This window comes from Mycoplana sp. ABR4_002 (assembly GCF_056159645.1).
Map to the genome: position 1 here is coordinate 1,769,770 of NZ_JBSWVO010000001.1, position 21,967 is coordinate 1,791,736.

A 21,967-nucleotide genomic window follows, 5' to 3' on the forward strand; every position below is an offset into this window, starting at 1 on the left:
GAATAGGCACTATGGACGCTTTCATTTCGAGCTTTGTGTGGCCCGCGATCATCATCATCGGCCAGTCGCTGCTGCTTTTGGTCGCCCTCCTGCTCTTCATCGCCTACATTCTGTTGGCGGACCGCAAGATCTGGGCAGCCGTACAGATGCGCCGCGGCCCGAACGTGGTCGGCCCCTGGGGCCTGTTCCAGTCGTTCGCCGACCTGCTGAAGTTCGTCTTCAAGGAACCGGTGATTCCGGCAAGCGCCAACAAGGCGATCTTCCTGCTGGCCCCGCTCGTCTCCGTGACGCTGGCGCTCGCGGCCTGGGCCGTGATTCCGCTCAACGAGAACTGGGTGGTCGCCGACATCAACGTCGGCATCCTCTATGTCTTTGCCATCTCCTCGCTCGAGGTCTACGGCATCATCATGGGCGGCTGGGCCTCGAACTCGAAGTACGCCTTCCTCGGTGCACTGCGCTCGGCCGCGCAGATGGTGTCCTATGAAGTCTCGATCGGCTTCGTCATCGTCACCGTGCTGCTGTGCGTCGGTTCGCTGAACCTGACCGACATCGTCAACGCGCAGGGCGACGGCCTCGGCACCATGCTCGGCCTGCCGGCGTCGTTCCTCGACTGGCACTGGCTGGCGCTGTTCCCGATGTTCATTATCTTCTTCATCTCGGCGCTGGCCGAGACGAACCGCCCGCCCTTCGACCTGCCGGAAGCCGAATCCGAGCTCGTCGCCGGTTTCATGGTCGAGTACGGCTCCACCCCCTACATGATGTTCATGCTCGGCGAGTATGCCGCCATCTGCCTGATGTGCGCGCTGACGACGATCCTGTTCCTGGGCGGCTGGCTGCCTCCGGTCGACTTCTGGCTGTTCAACTGGGTGCCCGGCATCGTCTGGTTCATCCTGAAGGCCTCGCTGGTGTTCTTCATGTTCGCGATGGTGAAGGCCTTCGTCCCGCGCTACCGCTACGACCAGCTGATGCGGCTCGGCTGGAAGGTGTTCCTTCCGCTGTCGCTCGCCATGGTCATCATCGTTGCATTCGTGCTGAAGCTTACCGGGGGGTCGGCGTGATCGCCGCCCGGGGATTTCGGCAGCATTGGAGCTAAGCAATGGCTAGTCTGACACAGGCCGTAAATTCACTGTTTCTGAAGGAGTTCGTCGGCGCGTTCCTGCTGTCGATGCGCTATTTCTTCCGGCCGAAGGCGACGGTGAACTACCCGTTCGAAAAGGGCCCGGTCTCGCCGCGCTTCCGCGGAGAGCATGCGTTGCGCCGCTATCCGAACGGCGAAGAGCGCTGCATTGCCTGCAAGCTCTGCGAGGCGATCTGTCCGGCGCAGGCGATCACCATCGAGGCCGGCCCGCGACGCAACGACGGCACGCGCCGCACCGTGCGCTACGACATCGACATGGTGAAGTGCATCTACTGCGGTTTCTGCCAGGAGGCATGCCCGGTCGACGCCATCGTCGAGGGACCGAACTTCGAGTTCGCCGCGGAAACGCGTGAGGAACTCTACTACGACAAGCAGAAGCTGCTCGCCAACGGCGATCGCTGGGAGCGGGAGATTGCCCGCAACATAGCAATGGATGCGCCCTACCGCTGAGGCAGGGCAGGGGACGGCCGTCACCGGCGGGTGTCGGGCCAACGGAATAAGGACACGTGCTTGGTGGCGCAGGGCTGCCAAGCTTCGACGGAAAGGGGGCATGCGGCCAGGCCTTTCCGGGGAAGACGAAAAGGCACCAACATGGGTCTGCAGGCTCTCTTTTTCTATCTCTTCGCCTTCGTGGCGGTGGCGTCGGCCTTCATGGTGATCGCGGCCAAGAACCCGGTCTATTCCGTGCTGTTCCTGATCGTCACCTTCTTCAACGCTGCGGGGCTGTTCCTGCTGACGGGCGCCGAGTTCCTGGCGATGATCCTGCTGGTCGTCTATGTCGGTGCGGTTGCCGTTCTCTTCCTCTTCGTCGTGATGATGCTGGACGTCGATTTCGCCTCGCTGCGCTCGGGCCTGATCGAGCATGCGCCGGTGGGCGCGCTGGTGGGGCTCGTGCTGGCGGCGGAACTGATCATCGTCGTCGGCGGCGCCACCCTGTCGCCGGAGATCGCCGGGCATACGGCCATGCCGATCCCTGCCGCGACCGAGCGCACCAACACGGCGGCTCTCGGCGACGTGCTCTACACGAACTACGTCTATTTCTTCCAGATCGCCGGCCTCGTGCTCTTGGTCGCCATGATCGGCGCGATCGTGCTGACGCTGCGCCATCGCGAAGGCATCAGGCGCCAGGACATCTCCCGGCAGGTCGCCCGCACGCCCGAGACCGCCGTCGAGGTGGTCAAGGTCAAGCCGGGCCAGGGTGTTTGAGGCGCGGACTTAAGGAATTCACATCATGGAAATCGGCATTTCCCACTATCTCACGGTCAGCGCCATCCTGTTCACGCTCGGCGTCTTCGGCATCTTCATCAACCGCAAGAACGTGATCGTCATCCTGATGTCGATCGAGCTGATCCTGCTCGCCGTCAACATCAACATGGTGGCGTTCTCAGCCTTCCTGAACGATATCGTCGGACAGGTGTTCGCGCTGTTCATCCTTACCGTTGCTGCCGCGGAAGCTGCGATCGGTCTGGCAATTCTCGTCGTCTTCTACCGGAACCGCGGCTCGATCGCCGTGGAAGACGTCAACGTGATGAAGGGCTGATCGGTCATGGATACCATCATCAAGGCAATCGTCTTCCTTCCGCTGATCGGCTTCCTCATCGCCGGCCTCGGCGGCAACACGATCGGCGCCAAGGCCTCGGAATATGTCACCAGCGGCCTTCTGGTCATCGCGTGCGTGCTGTCCTGGGTCGTGCTGTTCCAGGTCGCGCTCGGCCACGAGGAACTGATCATCGTTCCGCTGATGCGCTGGGTGCAGTCCGGCACCTTCGATGCCGGCTGGGCCTTGCGCGTCGACACGCTCACCTCGGTGATGTTCGTGGTGGTCAACACCGTGTCGGCGCTGGTGCACATCTATTCGATCGGCTACATGCACCACGATCCGCATCGCCCGCGCTTCTTCGCCTACCTGTCGCTCTTCACCTTCGCGATGCTGATGCTGGTGACGTCCGACAACCTGCTGCAGATGTTCTTCGGCTGGGAAGGCGTGGGCCTGGCCTCGTATCTCCTGATCGGCTTCTGGTACAAGAAGGACTCCGCCAACGCGGCCGCGATGAAGGCCTTCATCGTCAACCGCGTCGGTGACTTCGGCTTTGCGCTCGGCATCTTCGGCGTGTTCTACCTGTTCGGCTCGGTCGGGTTCCAGACGATCTTCGCATCGGCGGCGACCTATCTTCCGGCCGAAGGTGCGGCCGATGCGGCCGCGCCGGTGATCGACCTGTTTGGCATGCAGCTCGACAAGGCCCACGCGCTGACCGCCGTCTGCCTGCTGCTGTTCATGGGAGCGATGGGCAAGTCGGCGCAGTTCCTGCTGCACACCTGGCTTCCGGACGCGATGGAGGGCCCGACCCCGGTCTCCGCGCTCATCCATGCCGCGACCATGGTCACCGCCGGCGTCTTCCTCGTCGCCCGCATGTCGCCGCTGTTCGAACTGTCGCCGGACGCCTTGGTCGTCGTCACCACGATCGGTGCGATCACCGCCTTCTTTGCCGCCACCGTCGGCCTGGTGCAGAACGACATCAAGCGCGTCATCGCCTATTCGACCTGCTCGCAGCTGGGCTACATGTTCGTGGCGCTCGGCGTCGGGGCCTATGGCGCGGCGATCTTCCACCTGTTCACGCACGCCTTTTTCAAGGCGCTGCTGTTCCTCGGCGCAGGCTCGGTGATCCATGCCGTCGACGGCGAGCAGGACATGCGCTACATGGGCGGCCTGCGCACGCATATCCCGATGACCTTCTGGATGATGACGATCGGTACGCTGGCGCTGACCGGCGTCGGCATCCCGGGTACCGTGATCGGCTTTGCCGGTTTCTTCTCGAAGGACGCCATCATCGAGTCCGCCTTCGCCTCGCACAGTGCAGTTGGCGGCTTCGCCTTCACGCTGCTGGTCGTCGCGGCCCTGTTCACCAGCTTCTACTCCTGGCGCCTGGCCTTCATGACGTTCTTCGGCCAGCCGCGGGCTTCGGCACACGTCATGCACCACGTGCATGAATCGCCGGCGGTGATGCTGGTTCCGCTCTACATCCTGGCCGCCGGGGCGGTGTTTGCCGGCCTGCTGTTCCACGACTACTTCTACGGCCACCACTACGTCGAGTTCTGGAAGGGCGCGCTGTTCACCAGCCCGGAAAACAACTTGCTGGAAGAGTTCCACCACGTGCCGCTGTGGGTCAAGTGGAGCCCGTTCGTGGCGATGGCGCTCGGCCTGTTTACCGCCTGGTACCTGTACATCCGCCGTCCCGATCTGCCCGGCTATCTCGCCCAGCAGCACCGCGGCCTGTACCAGTTCCTGCTGAACAAGTGGTATTTCGACGAACTGTACGACTTCCTGTTCGTTCGTCCGGCCTTCCGCCTTGGCCGGCTGTTCTGGAAGGGCGGTGACGGAGCCGTGATCGACGGCCTCGGCCCGAACGGCATTGCCGCCCGCGTCCTCGACGTGACCGACCGCGTGGTCCGGCTGCAGACCGGCTACCTCTACCACTATGCCTTTGCGATGCTGCTCGGAATTGCGGCACTCGTCACCTGGATGATGCTCGGGAGTTCCTTCTGATGACCGATTGGCCGATTCTTTCCGCGGTCACCTTCCTGCCGCTGGTCGGCGTGGCATTGCTGCTGCTGACCCGCGAGGACAGCCCCTACGGGCGCCGGAACATCCTGAACGTCTCGCTGCTGACGACGGTGTTCACCTTCGTGCTGTCGCTCTTCATCTGGACCGGCTTCGACTATTCGAACCCGGGCTTCCAGATGATGGAACGGCACGAGTGGCTCGGCACCGGGATCTCCTACCATCTCGGCGTCGACGGCATCTCCATGCTGTTCGTCATCCTGACCACCTTCCTGATGCCGTTCTGCATCCTGGCGAGCTGGACCTCGATCGAGAAGCGCCTGAAGGAATACATGATCGCCTTCCTCGTCCTGGAAGTGTTCATGGTCGGCGTGTTCGTCTCGCTCGACATCGTCCTCTTCTACGTGTTCTTCGAGGCCGGTCTGATCCCGATGTTCATCATCATCGGTGTCTGGGGTGGCAAGGACCGTGTCTACGCGTCCTACAAGTTCTTCCTCTACACGCTGCTCGGTTCGGTGCTGATGCTGCTGGCCATCATGGCGATGTACTGGCAGGCCGGCACGACCAGCATTCCCGAACTGCTCGCCTACGGCTTCCCGCCGCAGATGCAGACCTGGCTCTGGCTCGCCTTCTTCGCCTCGTTCGCGGTCAAGATGCCGATGTGGCCGGTTCACACCTGGTTGCCGGACGCGCACGTGCAGGCGCCGACGGCGGGGTCGGTGATCCTGGCGGGCATCCTGCTGAAGCTCGGCGGCTACGGCTTCCTGCGCTTCTCGCTGCCGATGTTCCCGCTGGCCTCCGACTTCTTCGCGCCGTTCGTGTTCACGCTCTCAGTGGTGGCGATCGTCTACACCTCGCTGGTCGCGCTGGTGCAGGACGACATCAAGAAGCTGATCGCCTATTCCTCGGTCGCGCACATGGGCTACGTCACCATGGGCATCTTCGCGGCCAACGAGCAGGGCGTCCAGGGCGCGCTGTTCCAGATGCTCTCGCACGGCATCGTGTCGGGCGCGCTCTTCCTCTGCGTCGGCGTGGTCTATGACCGCCTGCACACCCGCGAGATCTCGGCCTATGGCGGCCTGGTGAACAACATGCCCAAGTACGCCGTCGCCTTCATGATCTTCACGATGGCCAATGTCGGGCTGCCGGGAACCTCCGGCTTTGTCGGCGAGGTGACGACGCTGCTCGGCGCCTTCCGGGTGAACACCTGGGTTGCGTTCTTCGCCACCTCGGGCGTGATCCTCTCGGCCGCCTATGCGCTGTGGCTGTACCGGCGGGTGATCTTCGGTCCGCTGGAGAAGGAAAGCCTGAAGGCCATGCTCGACCTTTCGGGCCGCGAGAAGGCGATCCTCTATCCGCTGGTGCTGCTGACGATCTTCTTCGGCGTGTATCCGATACCGGTCTTCGACGTGACCGCCGCGTCGGTTGACGCACTCCTGAACAATTACACCGCAGCCCTCGAAGCGGCGCAAACCGTTGCGCTCTCGGCGAACTGACGACGGGATCATCCGAAATGACTGCTGAACTTTTCCTTGCCAGCCTTCAGCTCTCGACGCCCGAGGTCATTCTAGCGGCAGGCGCGCTCGTGCTGCTGATGATCGGCGTGTTCTCCGGCGATCGGTCCGCGACGACGGTCACGGGGCTTGCGGTGGCGCTCCTGATCATCGCCGGCCTCTGGCTGGTGATGCGCGGGCAGGACGGCCTGGCATTTGGCGGCGCCTTCGTCTCCGACCCGTTCGCGCGCTTCATGAAGGTGCTGACCCTGATCGGCTCGATCACCGCCATGGTGATGACGGTCGGCCATGCCCGCTCCGAGCAGATCGACCGGTTCGAGTTCCCGGTACTGATCGTGCTGGCGACGCTCGGCATGATGCTGATGGTGTCGGCGAACGACCTCCTCTCGCTGTACCTGTCGCTGGAACTGCAGTCGCTGTCGCTCTACGTCGTCGCCGCGATCAACCGCGACAGCGTCCGCTCGACCGAGGCCGGCCTGAAGTATTTCGTGCTCGGCGCGCTGTCGTCGGGCATGCTGCTCTACGGCATGTCGCTCGTCTACGGCTTCACCGGCCAGACCGGCTTCCAGGAAATCGCCGCCGCCCTTTCGGCGGAAGGCCGCTCGCTCGGCCTGGTGTTCGGCGTCGTGTTCGTGCTGGCCGGCCTCGCCTTCAAGATCTCGGCCGTGCCGTTCCACATGTGGACACCGGACGTCTACGAGGGCGCGCCGACGCCGGTGACCGCGTTCTTCGCGGCCGCTCCGAAGGTCGCCGCCATGTCCATGCTGGTACGCATCGTCATCGACGCCTTCCAGCCGATCGTTGCCGATTGGCAGCAGATCATCGTCTTCGTCTCGATCGCCTCGATGCTGCTCGGCTCCTTCGCCGCGATCGGCCAGCGCAACATCAAGCGCCTGATGGCCTACTCCTCGATCGGCCATATGGGCTATGCGCTGGTCGGGCTGGCTGCCGGCTCGATGGCTGGGGTCCGTGGCGTGGCGCTCTACATGCTGATCTACATGGTCATGACGCTCGGCACCTTTGCCTGCATCCTGGCGATGCGCCGCCGTGAGGGCGGAAATGTCGAGTCGATCGACGATTTGTCCGGGCTTTCGACGACCAATCCGTTCATGGCCTCGGTCCTGACGGTGATGATGTTCTCGCTCGCGGGCATCCCGCCGCTGGCCGGATTCTTCGCCAAGTACTTCGTGTTCATGGCGGCGATCGAGGCGCAGCTCTATGCCCTGGCCGTGATCGGCGTGCTGGCCTCCGTCGTCGGAGCCTACTACTACCTGCGCATCGTCAAGGTGATGTGGTTCGACGCCGCAACGGACGAGTTCGCCCGTACGCCGGGCGAACTGAAGCTCGTCTTCGGCGTCTGCGGCCTGTTCATTGCCGCCTACGTGCTCGTCGGCGGCCCGATCGGAGACGCGGCGGAAGCTGCCGCGCGGACGTTCTTTTGACGCGCGGGGCGGGGACCGGCCGGCTGACGCTGGACGACTTTCGGCACGAGGCCCTGGTCGAGACCAGCTCCACGAATTCCGAATGCTTCGAGCGCGCCCGAAAGGGCGCGCTTTCCGGTCTGTGGGTGACCGCGGCGCGCCAGACGGGGGGACGGGGCAGGCGGGGCCGGCCGTGGAGTTCCGAAGCCGGCAATCTCTATGCCTCCCTGCTGCTGATCGATCCGGCGCCGATGGACCGGCTCGGTTCACTGCCGCTGGCGGTCGCGGTCGCGGTGCAGGCGTCGATCGCCTCGGTCATGCCCATCGACGCGCCGCCCGTGCAGATCAAATGGCCGAACGACATCCTGATCGAACGCAGGAAGGTGTGCGGCATCCTGGTCGAGAGCGAGACGCTGCCTGACGGGCGCCAGGCGATCGTGATCGGCTGCGGCATCAACGTCGCGGTCGGCCCGGATGCGGGGCTCTATCCGATTGCACGCCTGACCGACTACGGGTGCACCGTGTCGCCCGCCGAGCTGTTCGCCCATCTCTACCGCGAGATGGCCGACGCGCTGCAGTTGTGGGACAGCGCCAACGGCATCGGCGAAATCATGGCACGCTGGCGCAAAGTCGCCGTGGGCATCGGCGAGACGATCACTGTCAACCTGCCGTCCCAGTCGCTGACCGGCCGGTTCGTCGGGATCGATGACGCCGGCCTTCTGAAGTTGGAAATCGACGGCGCCGTGCGGCTGATTGCGGCCGGTGATGTATTTTTTGAATGATCGGAAATTCACGAACAATGGCTAGTCAAGAAGACCTGGTGTTTCTGCCGCTCGGCGGTGTTGGCGAAATCGGCATGAATCTGGCGCTCTACGGCTATGGCACGCCGGGAAACCGGAAGTGGATCATGGTCGATTGCGGCGTCACCTTCCCGGGGCCGGATCTGCCGGGCGTCGACCTGGTGCTGCCCGACATCCGCTTTCTTGCCGAGGAGCGCAAGAACCTGAAGGGCATTGTCATCACCCATGCGCACGAGGATCACTACGGCGCGCTGAACGATCTCTGGCCCGGCCTGAACGTGCCGGTCTACGCCTCGCCCTTCACCGCCGGCATGCTCGAGGCCAAGCGCGACTACGAGCGCAGCCGGGCCGAGATCCCGGTGACGATCTTCAAGCAGGGTGATCGCATCAACGTCGGCCCGTTCGAGATCGAGGCGATCGGCATGAACCATTCGATCCCCGAGCCGATGGCGTTGGCGATCAAGACGCCGCTCGGCACGGTGATCCATACCGGCGACTGGAAGATCGACATGGCGCCGTCGCTCGGCCCGCTGACCGACGAGGCCCGCCTGCGCCAACTGGGCGACGAGGGCGTGCTGGCGCTGGTCTGCGACAGCACCAACGCCGTTCGCGATGGCGTGTCGCCGTCCGAGCAGGAGGTCTCCGAAAGCCTGGCGAAGATCATCGAGAGCGCGGAAGGCCGCGTCGGCATCACCACCTTCTCCTCCAATGTCGGCCGCATCCGTTCGGTGGCGAAGGCCGCGGAGGTGGCCGGACGCGAGGTGCTTCTGCTTGGCAGCTCGATGAGGCGGGTGACCGACGTCGCCCGCGACATCGGCCTGATGGAGGGGATCAGGCCGTTCATCGACGAGGACGAGTTCGGCTACATCCCGCGCGACAAGGTCGTCGTCATCCTCACCGGCAGCCAGGGCGAGCCGCGGGCGGCGCTGGCCAAGATTGCGCGCGACGAGATGCGCAACGTCGCCTTCACCGCCGGCGACACGATCATCTTCTCCTCGCGCCCGATCCCGGGCAACGAGAAGGCGATCAACGACATCAAGAACGGGCTGATCGACCAGGGCATCCACGTCATCACCGACAGCGAGGCGCTGGTACACGTCTCCGGTCATCCCCGCCGCAACGAGCTCCAGCAGATGTACGCCTGGACCCGACCGCAGATCGTGGTGCCGGTTCACGGCGAGGCGGCCCACCTCGTGGCGCAGGCCGAACTGGCCGAGCAGTCCGGAATCGCCACCGTGGCGCGCGTGCGCGACGGGCGGATGCTGCGGCTGGCGCCGGGCCCGGCGGAAGTGATCGACGAGGTCCACTTCGGCCGCATCTTCAAGGACGGCAACCTGATCGGTGACTACGACGAGATGGGCATCGGCAACCGCCGCAAGCTCTCCTTCGTCGGCCATGTCTCGGTCAATATCGTGCTCGATGCGCGCTATGACTTCCGCAGCGACCCCGAGGTCGTTCCCTTTGGACTGCCGCAGTTTGACGACGAAGGCGAGGACATGGGCGACACCCTGTATGACGCGGTGCTGGGCGCCGTCGAAAGCATTCCGCGTGCGCGGCGGAAGGATCTGGGCACCGTGCGCGAGGCGGTGCGCCGGGCGGTGCGGGCGATGGCGAACGAGGTCTGGGGCAAGAAGCCGGTCGTCACCGTGTTCGTGACGAAGGTCTGACGGATCAGGCCGCGCCCGGAAGGTCAGGCGCGGCATTCGGCCGTTGGCCGATGAGGTGCCGGCACCACGGCAGGCCCCGGAGCGGGCCGCGCGGGTGCCGCAGTGGCGGTGGAACGGAGGGAGAAACCGGTGCTTGGACGCGTCAATCACATAGCCATTGCCGTGCCCGATCTGGCTGCGGCGAGCGCGTCCTACCGGGACATTCTCGGCGCGCGCGTGACCGATCCGCAGGCTTTGCCGGAACATGGAGTGACGGTCGTCTTCGTTGAGTTGCCCAACACCAAGGTCGAACTGCTGGAACCGCTCGGCGAGGCCTCGCCGATCGCGGCCTTTCTCCAGAAGGCGCCCGGCGGCGGCATGCACCACATCTGCTACGAGGTGGACGACATTGCCTCCGCACGAGACCGGCTCGTGGCCGGCGGCGCGCGGGTGCTCGGAGACGGCCAGCCGAAGATCGGCGCGCATGGCAAGCCGGTGCTGTTCCTGCATCCCAAGGATTTCTTCGGCACGTTGATCGAACTCGAGCAGGTGTGACAGCAAGGCGCATTTGAAATGCGGCGGCCACGGGAGTAGAACGGCGCGTCACCCGGTGTCGCCGGGTCGTCCGAGGGCGGACGACGTGCGTCGCGGCCATGCTGCGACGGACGGTGACGCAAACCTCGGGACCCCGGCCATGCAGCTGTTTTCGATCCTCGCCGTCTATTTCATCATCTGGTGGATGACGCTTTTCATCGTCCTGCCGTTCGGCCTGCGCACGCAGGCGGAGGAAAACGACGTGGTTCTCGGCACCGTGGAGAGCGCGCCGGCCAGGTTCCGTGCCGCCAGAATCCTCGTCATCACGACGATCGTGTCGGCGATCATCTATGCCGCATGGTGGGTCCTGTCGGTCGAGTTCGGTTACGGCATCGACGCAATTCCCCAGTTCTTTCCCGATTTTCGCTGAGTGAAGCCTGCCCGCGCGGCGGCGCGTTTGCGCATTTCCTGCCGTTGCGTCATGTCGGCAACCGGCGACAATCATCACGTAACGTGAAGACGGGCAGGGAGGGCGTGGGCCCGAGCGATGCGCCGCATTGTCGCAGCGCCTGTCATCCGGTTGTCACAGACGGCGGCTAGGGGAGGTTTCATCAATTGGAGAAAGCAAAAAAAAACAAGGCGTAGAGCCTTGTTTCTAAAGTATCGCGTGATCTTTGTCCGTTGCCGGTGGCTGCGTCTGCGCGCGCCAAAAGATCTGATCCTCCCAAGACTTGACCGCGAGAATGGCAGAAATTTGCACTCCCTGCCTCTTTTGTGGCCTGAAACTAGCCCAAAGGTTGGGCGTTGTCATCCTGTTTTTTGCATTTTTGCTACACTCGAAGAAAATTTTTCCGTTGACTTGAAGGCGGAAATTTCCGTTATTGTCCGGCCCTCTCGTCTCGGTGGTGCGCGAGATCGGCGTGCCCCGGCACGCATGCACAGCGGGTTTCCTTCCGCCCGCGAAGCGTCTATGAACGCATCGAAATTCAACGTCATTTCGCCCGAATCCGCCGCTAGGCGAAACCTGTCTATTTGGAACCAGTCATGCGCCTTTCCCGCTTCTTCATGCCGATCCTCAAGGAAAACCCGAAAGAGGCGGAGATCGTCTCGCATCGCCTCATGCTGCGTGCGGGCATGGTCAAGCAGCAGTCGGCGGGCATCTACACCTGGCTGCCGCTCGGCAAGCGCGTTCTCGACAAGGTCAACGCCATCATCCGCGAGGAGCAGAACCGCTCTGGCGCGGTCGAATTGCTGATGCCGACGCTGCAATCGGCCGAGCTCTGGCAGGAGAGCGGGCGCTACGACGCCTACGGCAAGGAGATGCTGCGCATCAAGGACCGGCAGGATCGGCCGATGCTCTATGGCCCGACCAACGAGGAGATGATCACCGACGTGTTCCGCTCCTACGTCAAGTCCTACAAGGACCTGCCGCTGAACCTCTACCACATCCAGCTGAAGTTCCGCGACGAGATCCGGCCGCGCTTCGGCACCATGCGCTCGCGCGAGTTCCTGATGAAGGACGCCTATTCCTTCGACCTCAACCGCGAAGGTGCGGAGCACGCCTATAACCGCATGTTCGCCGCCTACCTGCGCACCTTCTCGCGCATGGGCCTGCGCGCCATCCCGATGCGCGCCGACACCGGGCCGATCGGCGGCAATCTCAGCCACGAGTTCATCATTCTCGCCGACACCGGCGAGTCCGAAGTGTTCTGCCACAGGGACTTCCTCGAATTCGGGGTCCCGGCCGCGGACACGAACTTCGAAGACGTCGACGGACTGAAGTCGATCTTCGACAAGTGGACGTCGCGCTATGCGGCAACCTCGGAGATGCATGACGAAGCGGCCTTCGCCGCGATACCCGAGGATGACCGCCTGTCGGCGCGCGGCATCGAGGTCGGCCACATCTTCTATTTCGGCACCAAGTATTCCGAGGCGATGGGCGCCAAGGTCCAGGGCCCCGACGGCAAGGAGCACATCGTGCACATGGGATCCTACGGCATCGGGCCGACCCGGCTGGTGCCGGCGATCATCGAGGCCTCGCACGACGAGAACGGCATCATCTGGCCGAGGTCGGTGGCGCCGTTCGAGGTGGTCGTCATCAACATGAAGACCGGTGATGCCGCCTGCGACGCTGCCAGCGAGACGATCTACGGTGCGTTGGCGAACGCCGGTGTCGATGTGCTGCTCGACGACAAGGACGAACGGGCCGGCACCAAGTTCGCCACCGCTGACCTGATCGGCGCGCCGTTCCAGGTCATCGTCGGACCGCGTTCGGTTGCCGCCGGCGAGGTCGAGCTGAAGGACCGCAAGACCGGCGAGCGCGAGACGCTGACCGTCGAGGCGGCGATCGCGCGACTGACTGCAGGCGCCCGAGCCTGAAAATCGGGATCGATTTCCGGCGCGATTTCGCGCAGGGTCGATCCGGCAAATGAGTCCCTTGCGCGTCCGCCGGCCGCGCTCGGCGGCAGCGACTGATCCGGAGGCATCATGGCGGAAGCGACGGGCGAGGGCGCCCTTGTCAAGGCGGAGGCGGCGCCCGCAAGCCGCCCGTTCTCCGGGTTCGAGCGAATGGTGGCCTGGCGCTACCTGCGCTCGCGGCGCAAGGAAGCCTTCATTTCGGTGATCGCCGGGTTCTCCTTCATCGGCATCATGCTCGGCGTTGCGACGCTGATCATCGTCATGGCGGTAATGAACGGTTTTCGCACCGAGCTTATCTCGCGCATTCTCGGGATCAACGGCCACATGATCGTCCAGCCGATCGACGGACCGTTCGACAATTACGCCGACCTGGCGGAGCGGTTCTCCAAGGTCCATGGCGTGCGGCTGGCGATCCCGCTGGTCGAGGGGCAGACGCTCGCGTCCGGCAGGGGCGGGGCCGGCACGGGCGCGCTCGTGCGCGGCATCCGCGCCGACGACATGGCGAACCTGAAGACCGTTTCCAGCCATATCAAGTCCGGCAGCCTCGAGGAGTTCAATGCCGGGACCGGGCTGGCGATCGGGGCGCGCATGGCCGATCAGCTCGGCATCGCCGCCGGCGACACAATCACGCTGGTGGCGCCGGAAGGCGACGTGACGCCGCTCGGCGTCAACCCGCGCGTCAAGACCTACCCGGTCGCGGCGACCTTCGAGATCGGCATGTCGGAGTACGACGCCTCGATCATCTACATGCCGCTCGAGGAGGCGCAGCTCTACTTTAACGCCGATGGACTGGTGCAGTCGATCGAGCTGTTCGTCGACGATCCCGATGCCGTCGACGAGCTGCGCCAGCCGATTGAGCTGGCGGCGGAACGGCAGATCTACGTGACCGACTGGCGCCAGCGCAACCGCACCTTCTTTTCCGCGCTTGAGGTCGAGCGCAACGTGATGTTCATGATCCTGACGCTGATCGTGCTGGTCGCGGCGCTCAACATCATCTCCGGCCTGATCATGCTGGTGAAGGACAAGGGGAGCGACATCGCGATCCTGCGGACGATGGGGGCGACCTCGGGCGCGATCATGCGGATCTTCTTCATGACCGGGGCGGCGATCGGCACGGTCGGCACGATCGCCGGCGTCGTCCTCGGCGTCGTGGTCTGCCTGAACGTGGAGTCGATCCGGCAGTTCTTCTCCTGGCTGTCGGGTCAGACGCTGTTCGATCCGGAGCTCTACTTCCTCAGCCAGCTGCCGGCCGACATGAACGTCGGCGAGACGGTCTCGATCGTCGTGATGGCGCTGGCGTTGTCGTTCCTGGCCACGATCTTTCCTGCCTGGCGGGCGTCGAGGCTCGATCCCGTCCAGGCCCTGCGATACGAATAGGTAGAAGCGATCGATGAAAGCGCGCGTGGCATTGCAGCTATCCGGCGTGGAGCGCCATTACGGCCAGGGGGAGACGGTCCTGTCCATCCTCAAGGGGGCGGACTTCACCCTTCATGGCGGCGAGACCGTCGCCCTCGTGGCACCGTCGGGAACCGGAAAGTCGACGCTCCTGCATGTCGCCGGCCTGCTGGAAAAGCCCGATGGCGGTGACGTCATCGTCAACGGCAAGTCCTGCGCGGCGCTGGGCGACGATCAGCGCACCGCCATCCGCCGCAACGAGATCGGCTTCGTTTACCAGTTCCATCACCTGCTGCCGGAGTTCTCCGCCCTGGAGAACATCATGATGCCGCAGCTGATTGCCGGTCTCGGCAAGGCGGACGCGCAGGAGCGGGCGAAGCAGTTGCTGGACTACATGCGCATCGGCCATCGCGCCGACCACCGGCCGGCCGAGCTTTCGGGGGGAGAGCAGCAGCGCGTGGCGATCGCCCGTGCCGTCGCCAACGCCCCGCTCGTGCTTCTCGCCGACGAGCCGACCGGCAACCTCGATCCGGAGACGGCCGGCTATGTGTTCGAGGCGCTGGAAGCGCTGGTCCGCCAGTCCGGACTGGCGGCGCTGATCGCCACCCACAACCACGAGCTGGCCTCGCTGATGGACCGAAGGGTGACGATCGAGGACGGCAAGCTGCGCGATTTCGGCTAAGCGGCCCCCATCCCGTCCGTCCTGCCGCATCTTGTGTCCGATGGGCGAACGCCTGCCCCCCGGTCAGCCGGCATCAAGGCCGCAGGCTTCCCGGCCTATGGCGTCGCGCCACGCCTCGAGCGTGATCCTCGCCGCCTTGGCTGCGACGGGCTTGCCGTTCGCCGTGCCCTTGCCGGTGAGCAGGTTCAGATCGCAGTTCGTCGAATTGTCGTTGTCGAGCGTGTCATAGGACGAATAGTTGTAGCCGGCGACGAGGAACTGGCCGTCGCGATAGGCGATCGTCAGCGCCTGGTGCCAGCGATCGCGGCCGATCGAGCTGTTCTGCGACGTCAGCCTGATGGAGCCGCTGGCAAGGGCGGTAACGGCTGGCTCCTGCCCGAACATCACAAGGTTGCCCCAGACGCTGTCCGGGGCCGAGACGACCAGCTTCAGGCGGGCCTCATCCGGATCGGTGAGATAGATGTAGAGGCCGTTGTCTTCGTCGCTGTCCGCCGCAGGCCTGGCGATCACGGCCAGGTCGGCATGCCCGTCGCCGTTCCAGTCCCCGGCGGCCGCCGCGACGATCCGCTCGGCGGGAAAATCTCCAGCCCCGGCCGGCGGCGACATCAGCAGGAAGGCTAGGGACGCTGGCGCGATCTTCATGGCGACTTTCCCGGGCGTGACCGGTCATCAGGATAGAAAATCGGCGTGGGGTTGCAAGTGGGTTGACGCAGGAACAAAAATAGAACAAAATAAAAACATAATCGGAAAGGGAGCCTGAAATGACCGACTTCATCCGCGAATTTGCAGCTTTTGCCTCCATTACGATGTTCATCGCCAGTCTCTCGGTGCTTGCCCTGGGGCTTTAGCCCCGGTACCGGCCGGCAACGTTTCCCGCCCTTGCGATGCAGGCGGGGAAAGTTTGCGCAAGGCCAGGTGTCGCTCTGGACTTTCTCCGTGCGAATCCGCTTATCCTTTCTGCCGCGAGTGAAAGGTGACGGCGATGGCGGAAGCGGCAGCAGTGACGGGTCAGGGGACGGCGGGGGGGGTGCAGTTCGTGCATCTTCGTGTCCATTCGGCCTATTCGTTGCTCGAGGGTGCCCTGCCGATCAAGAAGATCCTCGGCAAGGCCGTCAGCGACGAGCAGCCGGCGATCGCCATCACCGACACCAACAACCTGTTTGCCGCGCTGGAGTTTTCGCAGAAGGCGGTGGCGGACGGAATCCAGCCGCTGATCGGGTGCCAGCTGTCGATCGACATGCAGGACGAGGCCGAGGGCGAGCGCCGCACCCCGGCGCAGGCGCTGACGAGGCTGCCCTCGCTGGTGCTGCTGGCGGCCACCGATGCCGGCTATGTGCGGCTGGTGGACCTCGTCAGCCGCGCCTATCTGGAGGGTGAGGGCGGCGGCGCCCACGCGATCCACATGCTCCGCGCCTGGCTTCAGGACGGCACCGACGGGCTGATCGCGCTGACGGGGGCGTCGACCGGGCCGGTCGATATGGCCCTCGCCGCCGGGCAGCCGGCGCTGGCCGAGGCGCGGCTGCAGGAGCTGAAGCGCCTGTTCGGCGACCGGCTCTATGTCGAGTTGCAGCGGCACGCCGGCTATGATCGCCGGCACGAGCGGCGGATGGTCGAGCTTGCCTACGCGAACGACCTGCCGCTGGTGGCGACCAACGAGCCGTTCTTTCCTGCGCCCGACGATTACGAGGCGCACGACGCGCTGATGGCCGTTGCGCACAACGCCATGGTCTCGGACGACAACCGCTTCCGGCTGTCGCCCGACCACTACCTGAAGAGCCGCGCGGCGATGGCGGCGCTGTTTGCCGACCTGCCCGAGGCGCTCGACAACACCGTCGAGATCGCGCGGCGCTGCTCGTTCGTGCTGAAGACCCGCGCGCCGATCCTGCCGCGCTTCACCGGCGCGTCCGCCGATCCGGAGGAGGCGGAGCGGGCGGAGGCGGCCGAACTGCGCCGTCAGGCGGTCGAGGGGCTTGAATCGCGCCTAGCCGCGCTCGGGCGTTCGCCGGGCTACAGCGAGCAGGACTATCGCGAACGGCTCGACTTCGAGCTCGGCGTCATCGAGCGCATGAAATTCCCGGGTTACTTCCTGATCGTTGCCGACTTCATCAAGTGGGCCAAGCAGCAGAACATTCCGGTCGGCCCGGGACGCGGCTCGGGCGCGGGCTCGCTTGTCGCCTACGCGCTGACGATCACCGACGTCGACCCGCTGCGCTTTTCGCTGCTGTTCGAGCGCTTCCTCAATCCGGAGCGCGTGTCGATGCCGGACTTCGACATCGACTTCTGCCAGGACCGGCGCGAGGAGGTGATCCGCTACGTCCAGCGCAAATACGGCCGCGAGCAAGTGGCGCAGATCATCACCTTCGGTTCGCTGCAGGCGCGCGCGGCGCTGCGCGACGTCGGCCGCGTGCTCGAGATGCCCTACGGCCAGGTCGACAAGATCTGCAAGCTGGTGCCGAACAATCCGGCCAATCCGACGCCGCTGTCCAAGGCGATCGAGGAGGAGCCGAAGCTGCAGGAGGAGGCGGAGAAGGAGCCGGTCGTCGCCCGCCTGCTCGACATCGCCCAGAAGATCGAGGGGCTCTACCGCCACGCCTCGACCCACGCCGCCGGCATCGTCATCGGCGACCGGCCGTTGTCGCAACTGGTGCCGATGTACCGCGATCCGCGCTCCGACATGCCGGTCACCCAGTTCAACATGAAGTGGGTCGAGCAGGCCGGCCTGGTGAAGTTCGACTTCCTCGGCCTGAAGACCCTGACCGTGCTGAAGACGGCGGTCGACTTCGCCCGCAAGCGCGGCATCGAGATCGACCTCGGCAGCCTGCCGCTCGACGACCGGCTGACCTACGAGATGCTGTCGCGCGGCGAGACGGTCGGCGTGTTCCAGGTGGAAAGTGCCGGCATGCGCAAGGCGCTGATCGGCATGCGCCCCGACTGCATCGAGGACATCATCGCCCTGGTGGCGCTCTACCGCCCGGGGCCGATGGAGAACATTCCGGTCTACAACGCCCGCAAGCACGGCGAGGAGGAGATCGAGTCGATCCATCCGATGATCGACCATCTCCTGAAGGAGACGCAGGGCGTCATCGTCTACCAGGAGCAGGTGATGCAGATCGCCCAGGTCCTGTCGGGCTATTCGCTCGGCGAAGCCGACCTGCTGCGCCGCGCCATGGGCAAGAAGATCAAGGAGGAGATGGACAAGCAGCGCGCCCGCTTCGTCGACGGCGCGGTGAAGAACGGCGTGTCCAAGCCGCAGTCTGACCTGATCTTCGACCTGCTCGCCAAGTTCGCCAACTACGGCTTCAACAAGTCGCACGCGGCCGCCTACGCCATCGTCTCCTACCAGACCGCCTACCTGAAGGCGCACTACCCGGTCGAGTTCCTCGCCGCCTCGATGACCTACGACATGTCCAATACGGACAAGCTGAACGACTTCCGCCAGGACGCCGCACGGCTCGGCATCAAGGTCGTCCCGCCGTCGGTCCAGACCTCCTACGCCCATTTCGAGACCGGCGAGCGCTGCATCTACTATGCGCTGGCGGCGATCAAGGGCGTCGGCGAGGCGGCCGTGCAGCACATCGTCGGGGTGCGCGGCGACCGCCCGTTCGAGAGTCTGGAAGACTTCTGCCTGCGCATCGATCCGAAGCAGGTGAACCGGCGCGTGTTCGAAAGCCTGATCTGTGCCGGCGCCTTCGATTGCTTCGGCCATGACCGGGCCGGGCTGGTCGCGGCGCTCGACCGGCTGCTCGGCTACGCCCAGCGCGCCCAGGAGAACAAGACCAGCGGCCAGAGCGACATGTTCGGCGCCGGGGCCGCCACCGGTCCGGAGACGATCACGCTGCCGACCTACGCGCCGTGGCTCGCTTCGGAAAAACTGCACCGCGAGTTCCAGGTGCTCGGCTTCTACCTCTCGGCCCATCCCCTCGACACCTACAATGCCATGCTCGCCAAGATGCGGGTGCAGAACTTCGCCGACTTCGCCGTCGCGGTGAAGCAGGGCGCGACCGCCGGCCGCCTGGCCGGCACTGTGACCTCGAAGCAGGAGCGCAAGACCCGCACCGGCAACAAGATGGGCATCGTCGCCTTCTCCGATGCCTCCGGCCAGTTCGAGGCGGTGCTGTTTTCGGAGATGCTGCACCAGTATCGTGACCTGCTCGAACCGGGAAAGTCGCTGGTGATGACGGTCCAGGCCGAGGAGCGTCCGGAAGGGATCGGCCTTCGGATCCAGACGCTGCGCTCGCTCGAGGAGGAGGCGCTGCAGCAGCAGAAGGCGCTGCGCGTCTATGTCCGCGATTCCGGCCCGCTGCGCTCGATCGCCGCCCACCTGAACGCCAGGGGCGACGGTCTCGTCTCCTTCATCGTCATCAAGGACAACGGCCAGCGCGAGATCGAGGTCGAGCTGAACGAGCGCTATCGCATCTCGCCGGAGATTGCCGCCGCCCTGCGCTCGGCGCCGGGCGTGATCGACGTCGAAGTGGTGTGACCGGCAGCCGCGGGGCGGCAGGAACCAATAGGCCGCGCCCGCCCGTCGCGCGGCATCTTTCCAACGGGCCCCCAGAGGTGCAATCTACGGATTGGCCGGCGGTCCGCCGATCCGATCGGCGGGCGGCGTGCTGCATCCGCCGCAGGGGGGCCGGCGCGCGAGAGCGGGTTAACGCGCGGCACCAGCCGTTCCGGAGGCCGACTTGAGGGCGGGCAGCGCAACGATGGCGTTCGGGCGACGGGAGGAGGCGCGCGATGATTGTCCGCGAGATGACCTACGAACAGTGCCTGCAGCTCTTTTCGGAGCAGCGCGTGGCGCGCCTCGCCTGCGCTCGGGCCGGCCAGCCTTACATCGTGCCGATCCTGTACGTCCTGTCCGAGAACCGGATCTACAGCTTCTCCATGCCCGGGCAGAAGATCGACTGGATGCGGGAAAATCCAAAGGTCTGCCTCCAGCTCGACCTGGTCGCGGGCGTCCGCAACTGGAAGAGCGCGGTTGTGTTCGGTCAATTCCATGAACTGCCCGACACTGCACGCGGCCACGCCGAGCATATGCACGCCTGGTCGCTGCTGGAGAAGCACTGCAACTGGTGGGAGCCGGGTGCCTTCAAGCCGCCCAGACACCCGTCCGAAGGCCCGGTTCCGGTGTTCTATTTCATCGCCATCCACACGGTGACCGGCCGGATGGCGATGGATGCCGACCCCTGAGAGGCGACCTGGCGGCTGGCCGGTCTTGAACCGGTACACGCCTTTGGAGGGCGCCGGCAGGCTTTTAAGCTCCTTGCGTCTGCCATTCCACCACACCCGCTGAAGATTTCCTCGATCGGACGTGAGGCGCCGAGCCACACGCGGCCGCTCCTGGCGGCAACGGCATCCGCAACGCTGTCTGAGCCAAACGTCACGCCGCGGCGCGATTTTCCAGCGGAGTGATCGACAGGCGGCCAGCCAACGCGCCGATTCCGCCCAAAAGATCATGCCGACAAGGCAGTCCCGGATCTGGCGAAAGGGGCTCTATGGTTGCATCACTGTAGGGCAAGAGGTACTTCCTGCCAGTGTCATCTTTGGCGCTAAGTGCATCGGCATATGATGGATTGGTAATGTAAGGTGACGGGGCCGATCATTGTTGCGTTTAATGTATTTAAAGAACCGTGGATTGAAAGAGATATACGTTCATAATGTATATAATCGGAGATAAAATTTCAATTTATGGTTGACCGTTATGTCCTATTCAGTATATCGTCGGTCACTTAATTTTGCGGCAAGAAAGCGTAGGCGTTTGATATCTTCTTCGGGAGTATTGCATGCGTGGCGCGCACGATTTTTTTCGACAACTCCTTGTCAAGACTGAGGCTCTTTCGCGCGCTCGTTTCCAGCTGCGGTTCCAGAAGGTTGGCCGTGGGGGGCAAAGGGTCTACTTTCTGTGCCCGGACCACAACCGCCCATCAGGAGGGATTAGAGTCATCTATCGACATGTGGACCTACTCAACGAGGCTGGCATCTCCAGCGCGGTCCTGCATCACAAGCCTGGGTTCAGATGTGATTGGTTCGCAAACAAAAGCGTCATCTCCTATCTGTCCACCACGATCCTATGTGGCGCGGATCTTCTGGTGGTGCCGGAGGTCGACTGTGACTACCTTAGGAGAATTCCAGAGGGGCTTCCGTTCATCATATTCAACCAGAATGCCCATCTCACATGGCAACGGATATCCGGGCTTGAACTGGAACATGAGGCTACCCGCCGGAACATGCTCGGTTTCCTGACCGTTTCCAAGCACAACCAGTCCATGCTGAAGTTTGCCTATCCCCGCACCTATGTGAGTCGGATCCACCTCGGGATCGATGAACGCATCTTCAATGCCAATCACGTCGGTCAGCGCCCCCATCGGATTGGCTACATGCCGCGGCGCCGTAAGGACGACGCCCGGCAAGTGCTGGAAGCGCTAAGCGCTCGCAGGCTTCTTCGCAATTGGCAGGTCGTGGCCCTGGATGGACTGGCGCATGAGCGGGTCGCTGAGGAACTGAGGACCTGCCGGATTTTCCTCGCCTTCGCTGATCAGGAGGGATTCGGGCTGCCGGCCGCCGAGGCCATGGCCTGCGGCGCCTACGTGATCGGCAATCACGGCTTTGCCGGCAAAGAGTTCTTTCACCACGAGTTCAGCAAAAGTGTCGGTCACGGCGACGTTTATGCTTTCGTCCGAGCGGTCGAAGAGGCAGTCTTATTGGAGAATGATGACGACTGCTGGTGCGCGGCACGCGGGTTGATGGCGTCGTCCTTTGTTCTGGATAGGTATTCTCGCATTCGCGAAACGACGGACGTCGTCGAGTATTACCGCGCACTCACGACGCGGATAAGGGAGTGCGACCGGGAAGGGGCCTAGTAG

18 protein-coding genes are annotated in these 21,967 nt (G+C 64.2%); 17 read left to right on the forward strand and 1 reads right to left on the reverse strand.

Annotated elements, in window-relative coordinates; all coding sequences use genetic code 11:
* Positions 1 to 11: 11 nt before the first annotated feature.
* The 14 genes from nuoH (at position 12) to ACXAGF_RS08680 (ending at position 15,107) form a co-directional block, all read left to right on the forward strand.
* A complete protein-coding gene (gene nuoH / locus ACXAGF_RS08615) occupies positions 12 to 1,058 on the forward strand; it encodes an NADH-quinone oxidoreductase subunit NuoH (RefSeq protein WP_475016126.1) in 1,047 nt (348 codons plus the stop codon).
* 38 nt (positions 1,059 to 1,096) lie between these two features.
* On the forward strand, positions 1,097 to 1,588 hold the full coding sequence (gene nuoI, locus ACXAGF_RS08620) for an NADH-quinone oxidoreductase subunit NuoI (protein ID WP_475016128.1): 492 nt from the start codon (positions 1,097 to 1,099) through the stop codon (positions 1,586 to 1,588).
* Between the two features lie 141 nt (positions 1,589 to 1,729).
* Complete coding sequence (locus tag ACXAGF_RS08625) at positions 1,730 to 2,344, forward strand: NADH-quinone oxidoreductase subunit J (protein ID WP_475016129.1); 615 nt, start codon at positions 1,730 to 1,732, stop codon at positions 2,342 to 2,344.
* Positions 2,345 to 2,369: 25 nt separating this feature from the next.
* Positions 2,370 to 2,678, forward strand: a complete 309-nt coding sequence (gene nuoK, locus ACXAGF_RS08630; protein ID WP_097142128.1) for an NADH-quinone oxidoreductase subunit NuoK — start codon at positions 2,370 to 2,372, stop codon at positions 2,676 to 2,678.
* A 6-nt stretch (positions 2,679 to 2,684) separates the two neighbouring features.
* Positions 2,685 to 4,682 carry an NADH-quinone oxidoreductase subunit L gene (nuoL, locus tag ACXAGF_RS08635; RefSeq protein WP_475016130.1) on the forward strand — a complete coding sequence of 666 codons (1,998 nt, stop codon included), beginning with the start codon at positions 2,685 to 2,687 and terminating at the stop codon, positions 4,680 to 4,682.
* Positions 4,682 to 6,193, forward strand: a complete 1,512-nt coding sequence (locus tag ACXAGF_RS08640) for an NADH-quinone oxidoreductase subunit M (protein ID WP_475016132.1) — start codon at positions 4,682 to 4,684, stop codon at positions 6,191 to 6,193. The genes nuoL and ACXAGF_RS08640 overlap by 1 nt, the downstream gene beginning before the upstream one ends.
* A gap of 17 nt (positions 6,194 to 6,210) precedes the next feature.
* A complete protein-coding gene (nuoN, locus tag ACXAGF_RS08645; RefSeq protein ID WP_475016134.1) occupies positions 6,211 to 7,653 on the forward strand; it encodes an NADH-quinone oxidoreductase subunit NuoN in 1,443 nt (480 codons plus the stop codon).
* Complete coding sequence (locus tag ACXAGF_RS08650; RefSeq protein WP_475016136.1) at positions 7,650 to 8,414, forward strand: biotin--[acetyl-CoA-carboxylase] ligase; 765 nt, start codon at positions 7,650 to 7,652, stop codon at positions 8,412 to 8,414. Before nuoN ends, ACXAGF_RS08650 begins: the two co-directional genes overlap by 4 nt.
* A gap of 17 nt (positions 8,415 to 8,431) precedes the next feature.
* Positions 8,432 to 10,099, forward strand: coding sequence for a ribonuclease J (locus tag ACXAGF_RS08655; RefSeq protein WP_475016138.1), 1,668 nt, complete (start codon positions 8,432 to 8,434; stop codon positions 10,097 to 10,099).
* A 129-nt stretch (positions 10,100 to 10,228) separates the two neighbouring features.
* Positions 10,229 to 10,633, forward strand: coding sequence for a methylmalonyl-CoA epimerase (gene mce / locus ACXAGF_RS08660; RefSeq protein ID WP_475016140.1), 405 nt, complete (start codon positions 10,229 to 10,231; stop codon positions 10,631 to 10,633).
* A gap of 139 nt (positions 10,634 to 10,772) precedes the next feature.
* Entirely contained in the window at positions 10,773 to 11,042 is a 270-nt protein-coding gene (locus ACXAGF_RS08665; RefSeq protein WP_475016141.1) for a DUF1467 family protein, read from the forward strand.
* A gap of 614 nt (positions 11,043 to 11,656) precedes the next feature.
* A complete protein-coding gene (proS, locus tag ACXAGF_RS08670; protein ID WP_475016143.1) occupies positions 11,657 to 12,991 on the forward strand; it encodes a proline--tRNA ligase in 1,335 nt (444 codons plus the stop codon).
* A gap of 108 nt (positions 12,992 to 13,099) precedes the next feature.
* Positions 13,100 to 14,407 carry a lipoprotein-releasing ABC transporter permease subunit gene (locus ACXAGF_RS08675; RefSeq protein ID WP_475016144.1) on the forward strand — a complete coding sequence of 436 codons (1,308 nt, stop codon included), beginning with the start codon at positions 13,100 to 13,102 and terminating at the stop codon, positions 14,405 to 14,407.
* Positions 14,408 to 14,420: 13 nt separating this feature from the next.
* On the forward strand, positions 14,421 to 15,107 hold the full coding sequence (locus ACXAGF_RS08680; RefSeq protein ID WP_475016146.1) for an ABC transporter ATP-binding protein: 687 nt from the start codon (positions 14,421 to 14,423) through the stop codon (positions 15,105 to 15,107).
* 63 nt (positions 15,108 to 15,170) lie between these two features.
* Here ACXAGF_RS08680 and ACXAGF_RS08685 read toward each other — a convergent pair whose 3' ends face one another.
* Positions 15,171 to 15,749, reverse strand: a complete 579-nt coding sequence (locus tag ACXAGF_RS08685; protein WP_475016148.1) for an FG-GAP repeat protein — start codon at positions 15,747 to 15,749, stop codon at positions 15,171 to 15,173.
* A gap of 340 nt (positions 15,750 to 16,089) precedes the next feature.
* On the opposite strand from ACXAGF_RS08685, the gene dnaE reads away from it, so the two are divergent.
* From dnaE to ACXAGF_RS08700, 3 genes are all read left to right on the forward strand, one after another.
* Entirely contained in the window at positions 16,090 to 19,587 is a 3,498-nt protein-coding gene (gene dnaE / locus ACXAGF_RS08690) for a DNA polymerase III subunit alpha (protein ID WP_475016150.1), read from the forward strand.
* Positions 19,588 to 19,841: 254 nt separating this feature from the next.
* On the forward strand, positions 19,842 to 20,294 hold the full coding sequence (locus tag ACXAGF_RS08695) for a pyridoxamine 5'-phosphate oxidase family protein (RefSeq protein WP_475016152.1): 453 nt from the start codon (positions 19,842 to 19,844) through the stop codon (positions 20,292 to 20,294).
* Between the two features lie 593 nt (positions 20,295 to 20,887).
* Entirely contained in the window at positions 20,888 to 21,964 is a 1,077-nt protein-coding gene (locus ACXAGF_RS08700; RefSeq protein ID WP_475016154.1) for a glycosyltransferase, read from the forward strand.
* Positions 21,965 to 21,967 lie beyond the last annotated feature (3 nt).

Excerpts from the sequence above, each read along its gene's own strand:
- nuoH (WP_475016126.1), top strand. The coding sequence starts at position 12 with ATGGACGCTTTCATTTCGAGCTTTGTGTGGCCCGCGATCATCATCATC.
- nuoI (WP_475016128.1), top strand. The coding sequence starts at position 1,097 with ATGGCTAGTCTGACACAGGCCGTAAATTCACTGTTTCTGAAGGAGTTC.
- ACXAGF_RS08625 (WP_475016129.1), top strand. The coding sequence starts at position 1,730 with ATGGGTCTGCAGGCTCTCTTTTTCTATCTCTTCGCCTTCGTGGCGGTG.
- nuoK (WP_097142128.1), top strand. The coding sequence starts at position 2,370 with ATGGAAATCGGCATTTCCCACTATCTCACGGTCAGCGCCATCCTGTTC.
- nuoL (WP_475016130.1), top strand. The coding sequence starts at position 2,685 with ATGGATACCATCATCAAGGCAATCGTCTTCCTTCCGCTGATCGGCTTC.
- ACXAGF_RS08640 (WP_475016132.1), top strand. The coding sequence starts at position 4,682 with ATGACCGATTGGCCGATTCTTTCCGCGGTCACCTTCCTGCCGCTGGTC.
- nuoN (WP_475016134.1), top strand. The coding sequence starts at position 6,211 with ATGACTGCTGAACTTTTCCTTGCCAGCCTTCAGCTCTCGACGCCCGAG.
- ACXAGF_RS08655 (WP_475016138.1), top strand. The coding sequence starts at position 8,432 with ATGGCTAGTCAAGAAGACCTGGTGTTTCTGCCGCTCGGCGGTGTTGGC.
- ACXAGF_RS08665 (WP_475016141.1), top strand. The coding sequence starts at position 10,773 with ATGCAGCTGTTTTCGATCCTCGCCGTCTATTTCATCATCTGGTGGATG.
- proS (WP_475016143.1), top strand. The coding sequence starts at position 11,657 with ATGCGCCTTTCCCGCTTCTTCATGCCGATCCTCAAGGAAAACCCGAAA.
- ACXAGF_RS08675 (WP_475016144.1), top strand. The coding sequence starts at position 13,100 with ATGGCGGAAGCGACGGGCGAGGGCGCCCTTGTCAAGGCGGAGGCGGCG.
- ACXAGF_RS08680 (WP_475016146.1), top strand. The coding sequence starts at position 14,421 with ATGAAAGCGCGCGTGGCATTGCAGCTATCCGGCGTGGAGCGCCATTAC.
- ACXAGF_RS08685 (WP_475016148.1), bottom strand. The coding sequence starts at position 15,749 with ATGAAGATCGCGCCAGCGTCCCTAGCCTTCCTGCTGATGTCGCCGCCG.
- dnaE (WP_475016150.1), top strand. The coding sequence starts at position 16,090 with ATGGCGGAAGCGGCAGCAGTGACGGGTCAGGGGACGGCGGGGGGGGTG.
- ACXAGF_RS08695 (WP_475016152.1), top strand. The coding sequence starts at position 19,842 with ATGATTGTCCGCGAGATGACCTACGAACAGTGCCTGCAGCTCTTTTCG.
- ACXAGF_RS08700 (WP_475016154.1), top strand. The coding sequence starts at position 20,888 with ATGCGTGGCGCGCACGATTTTTTTCGACAACTCCTTGTCAAGACTGAG.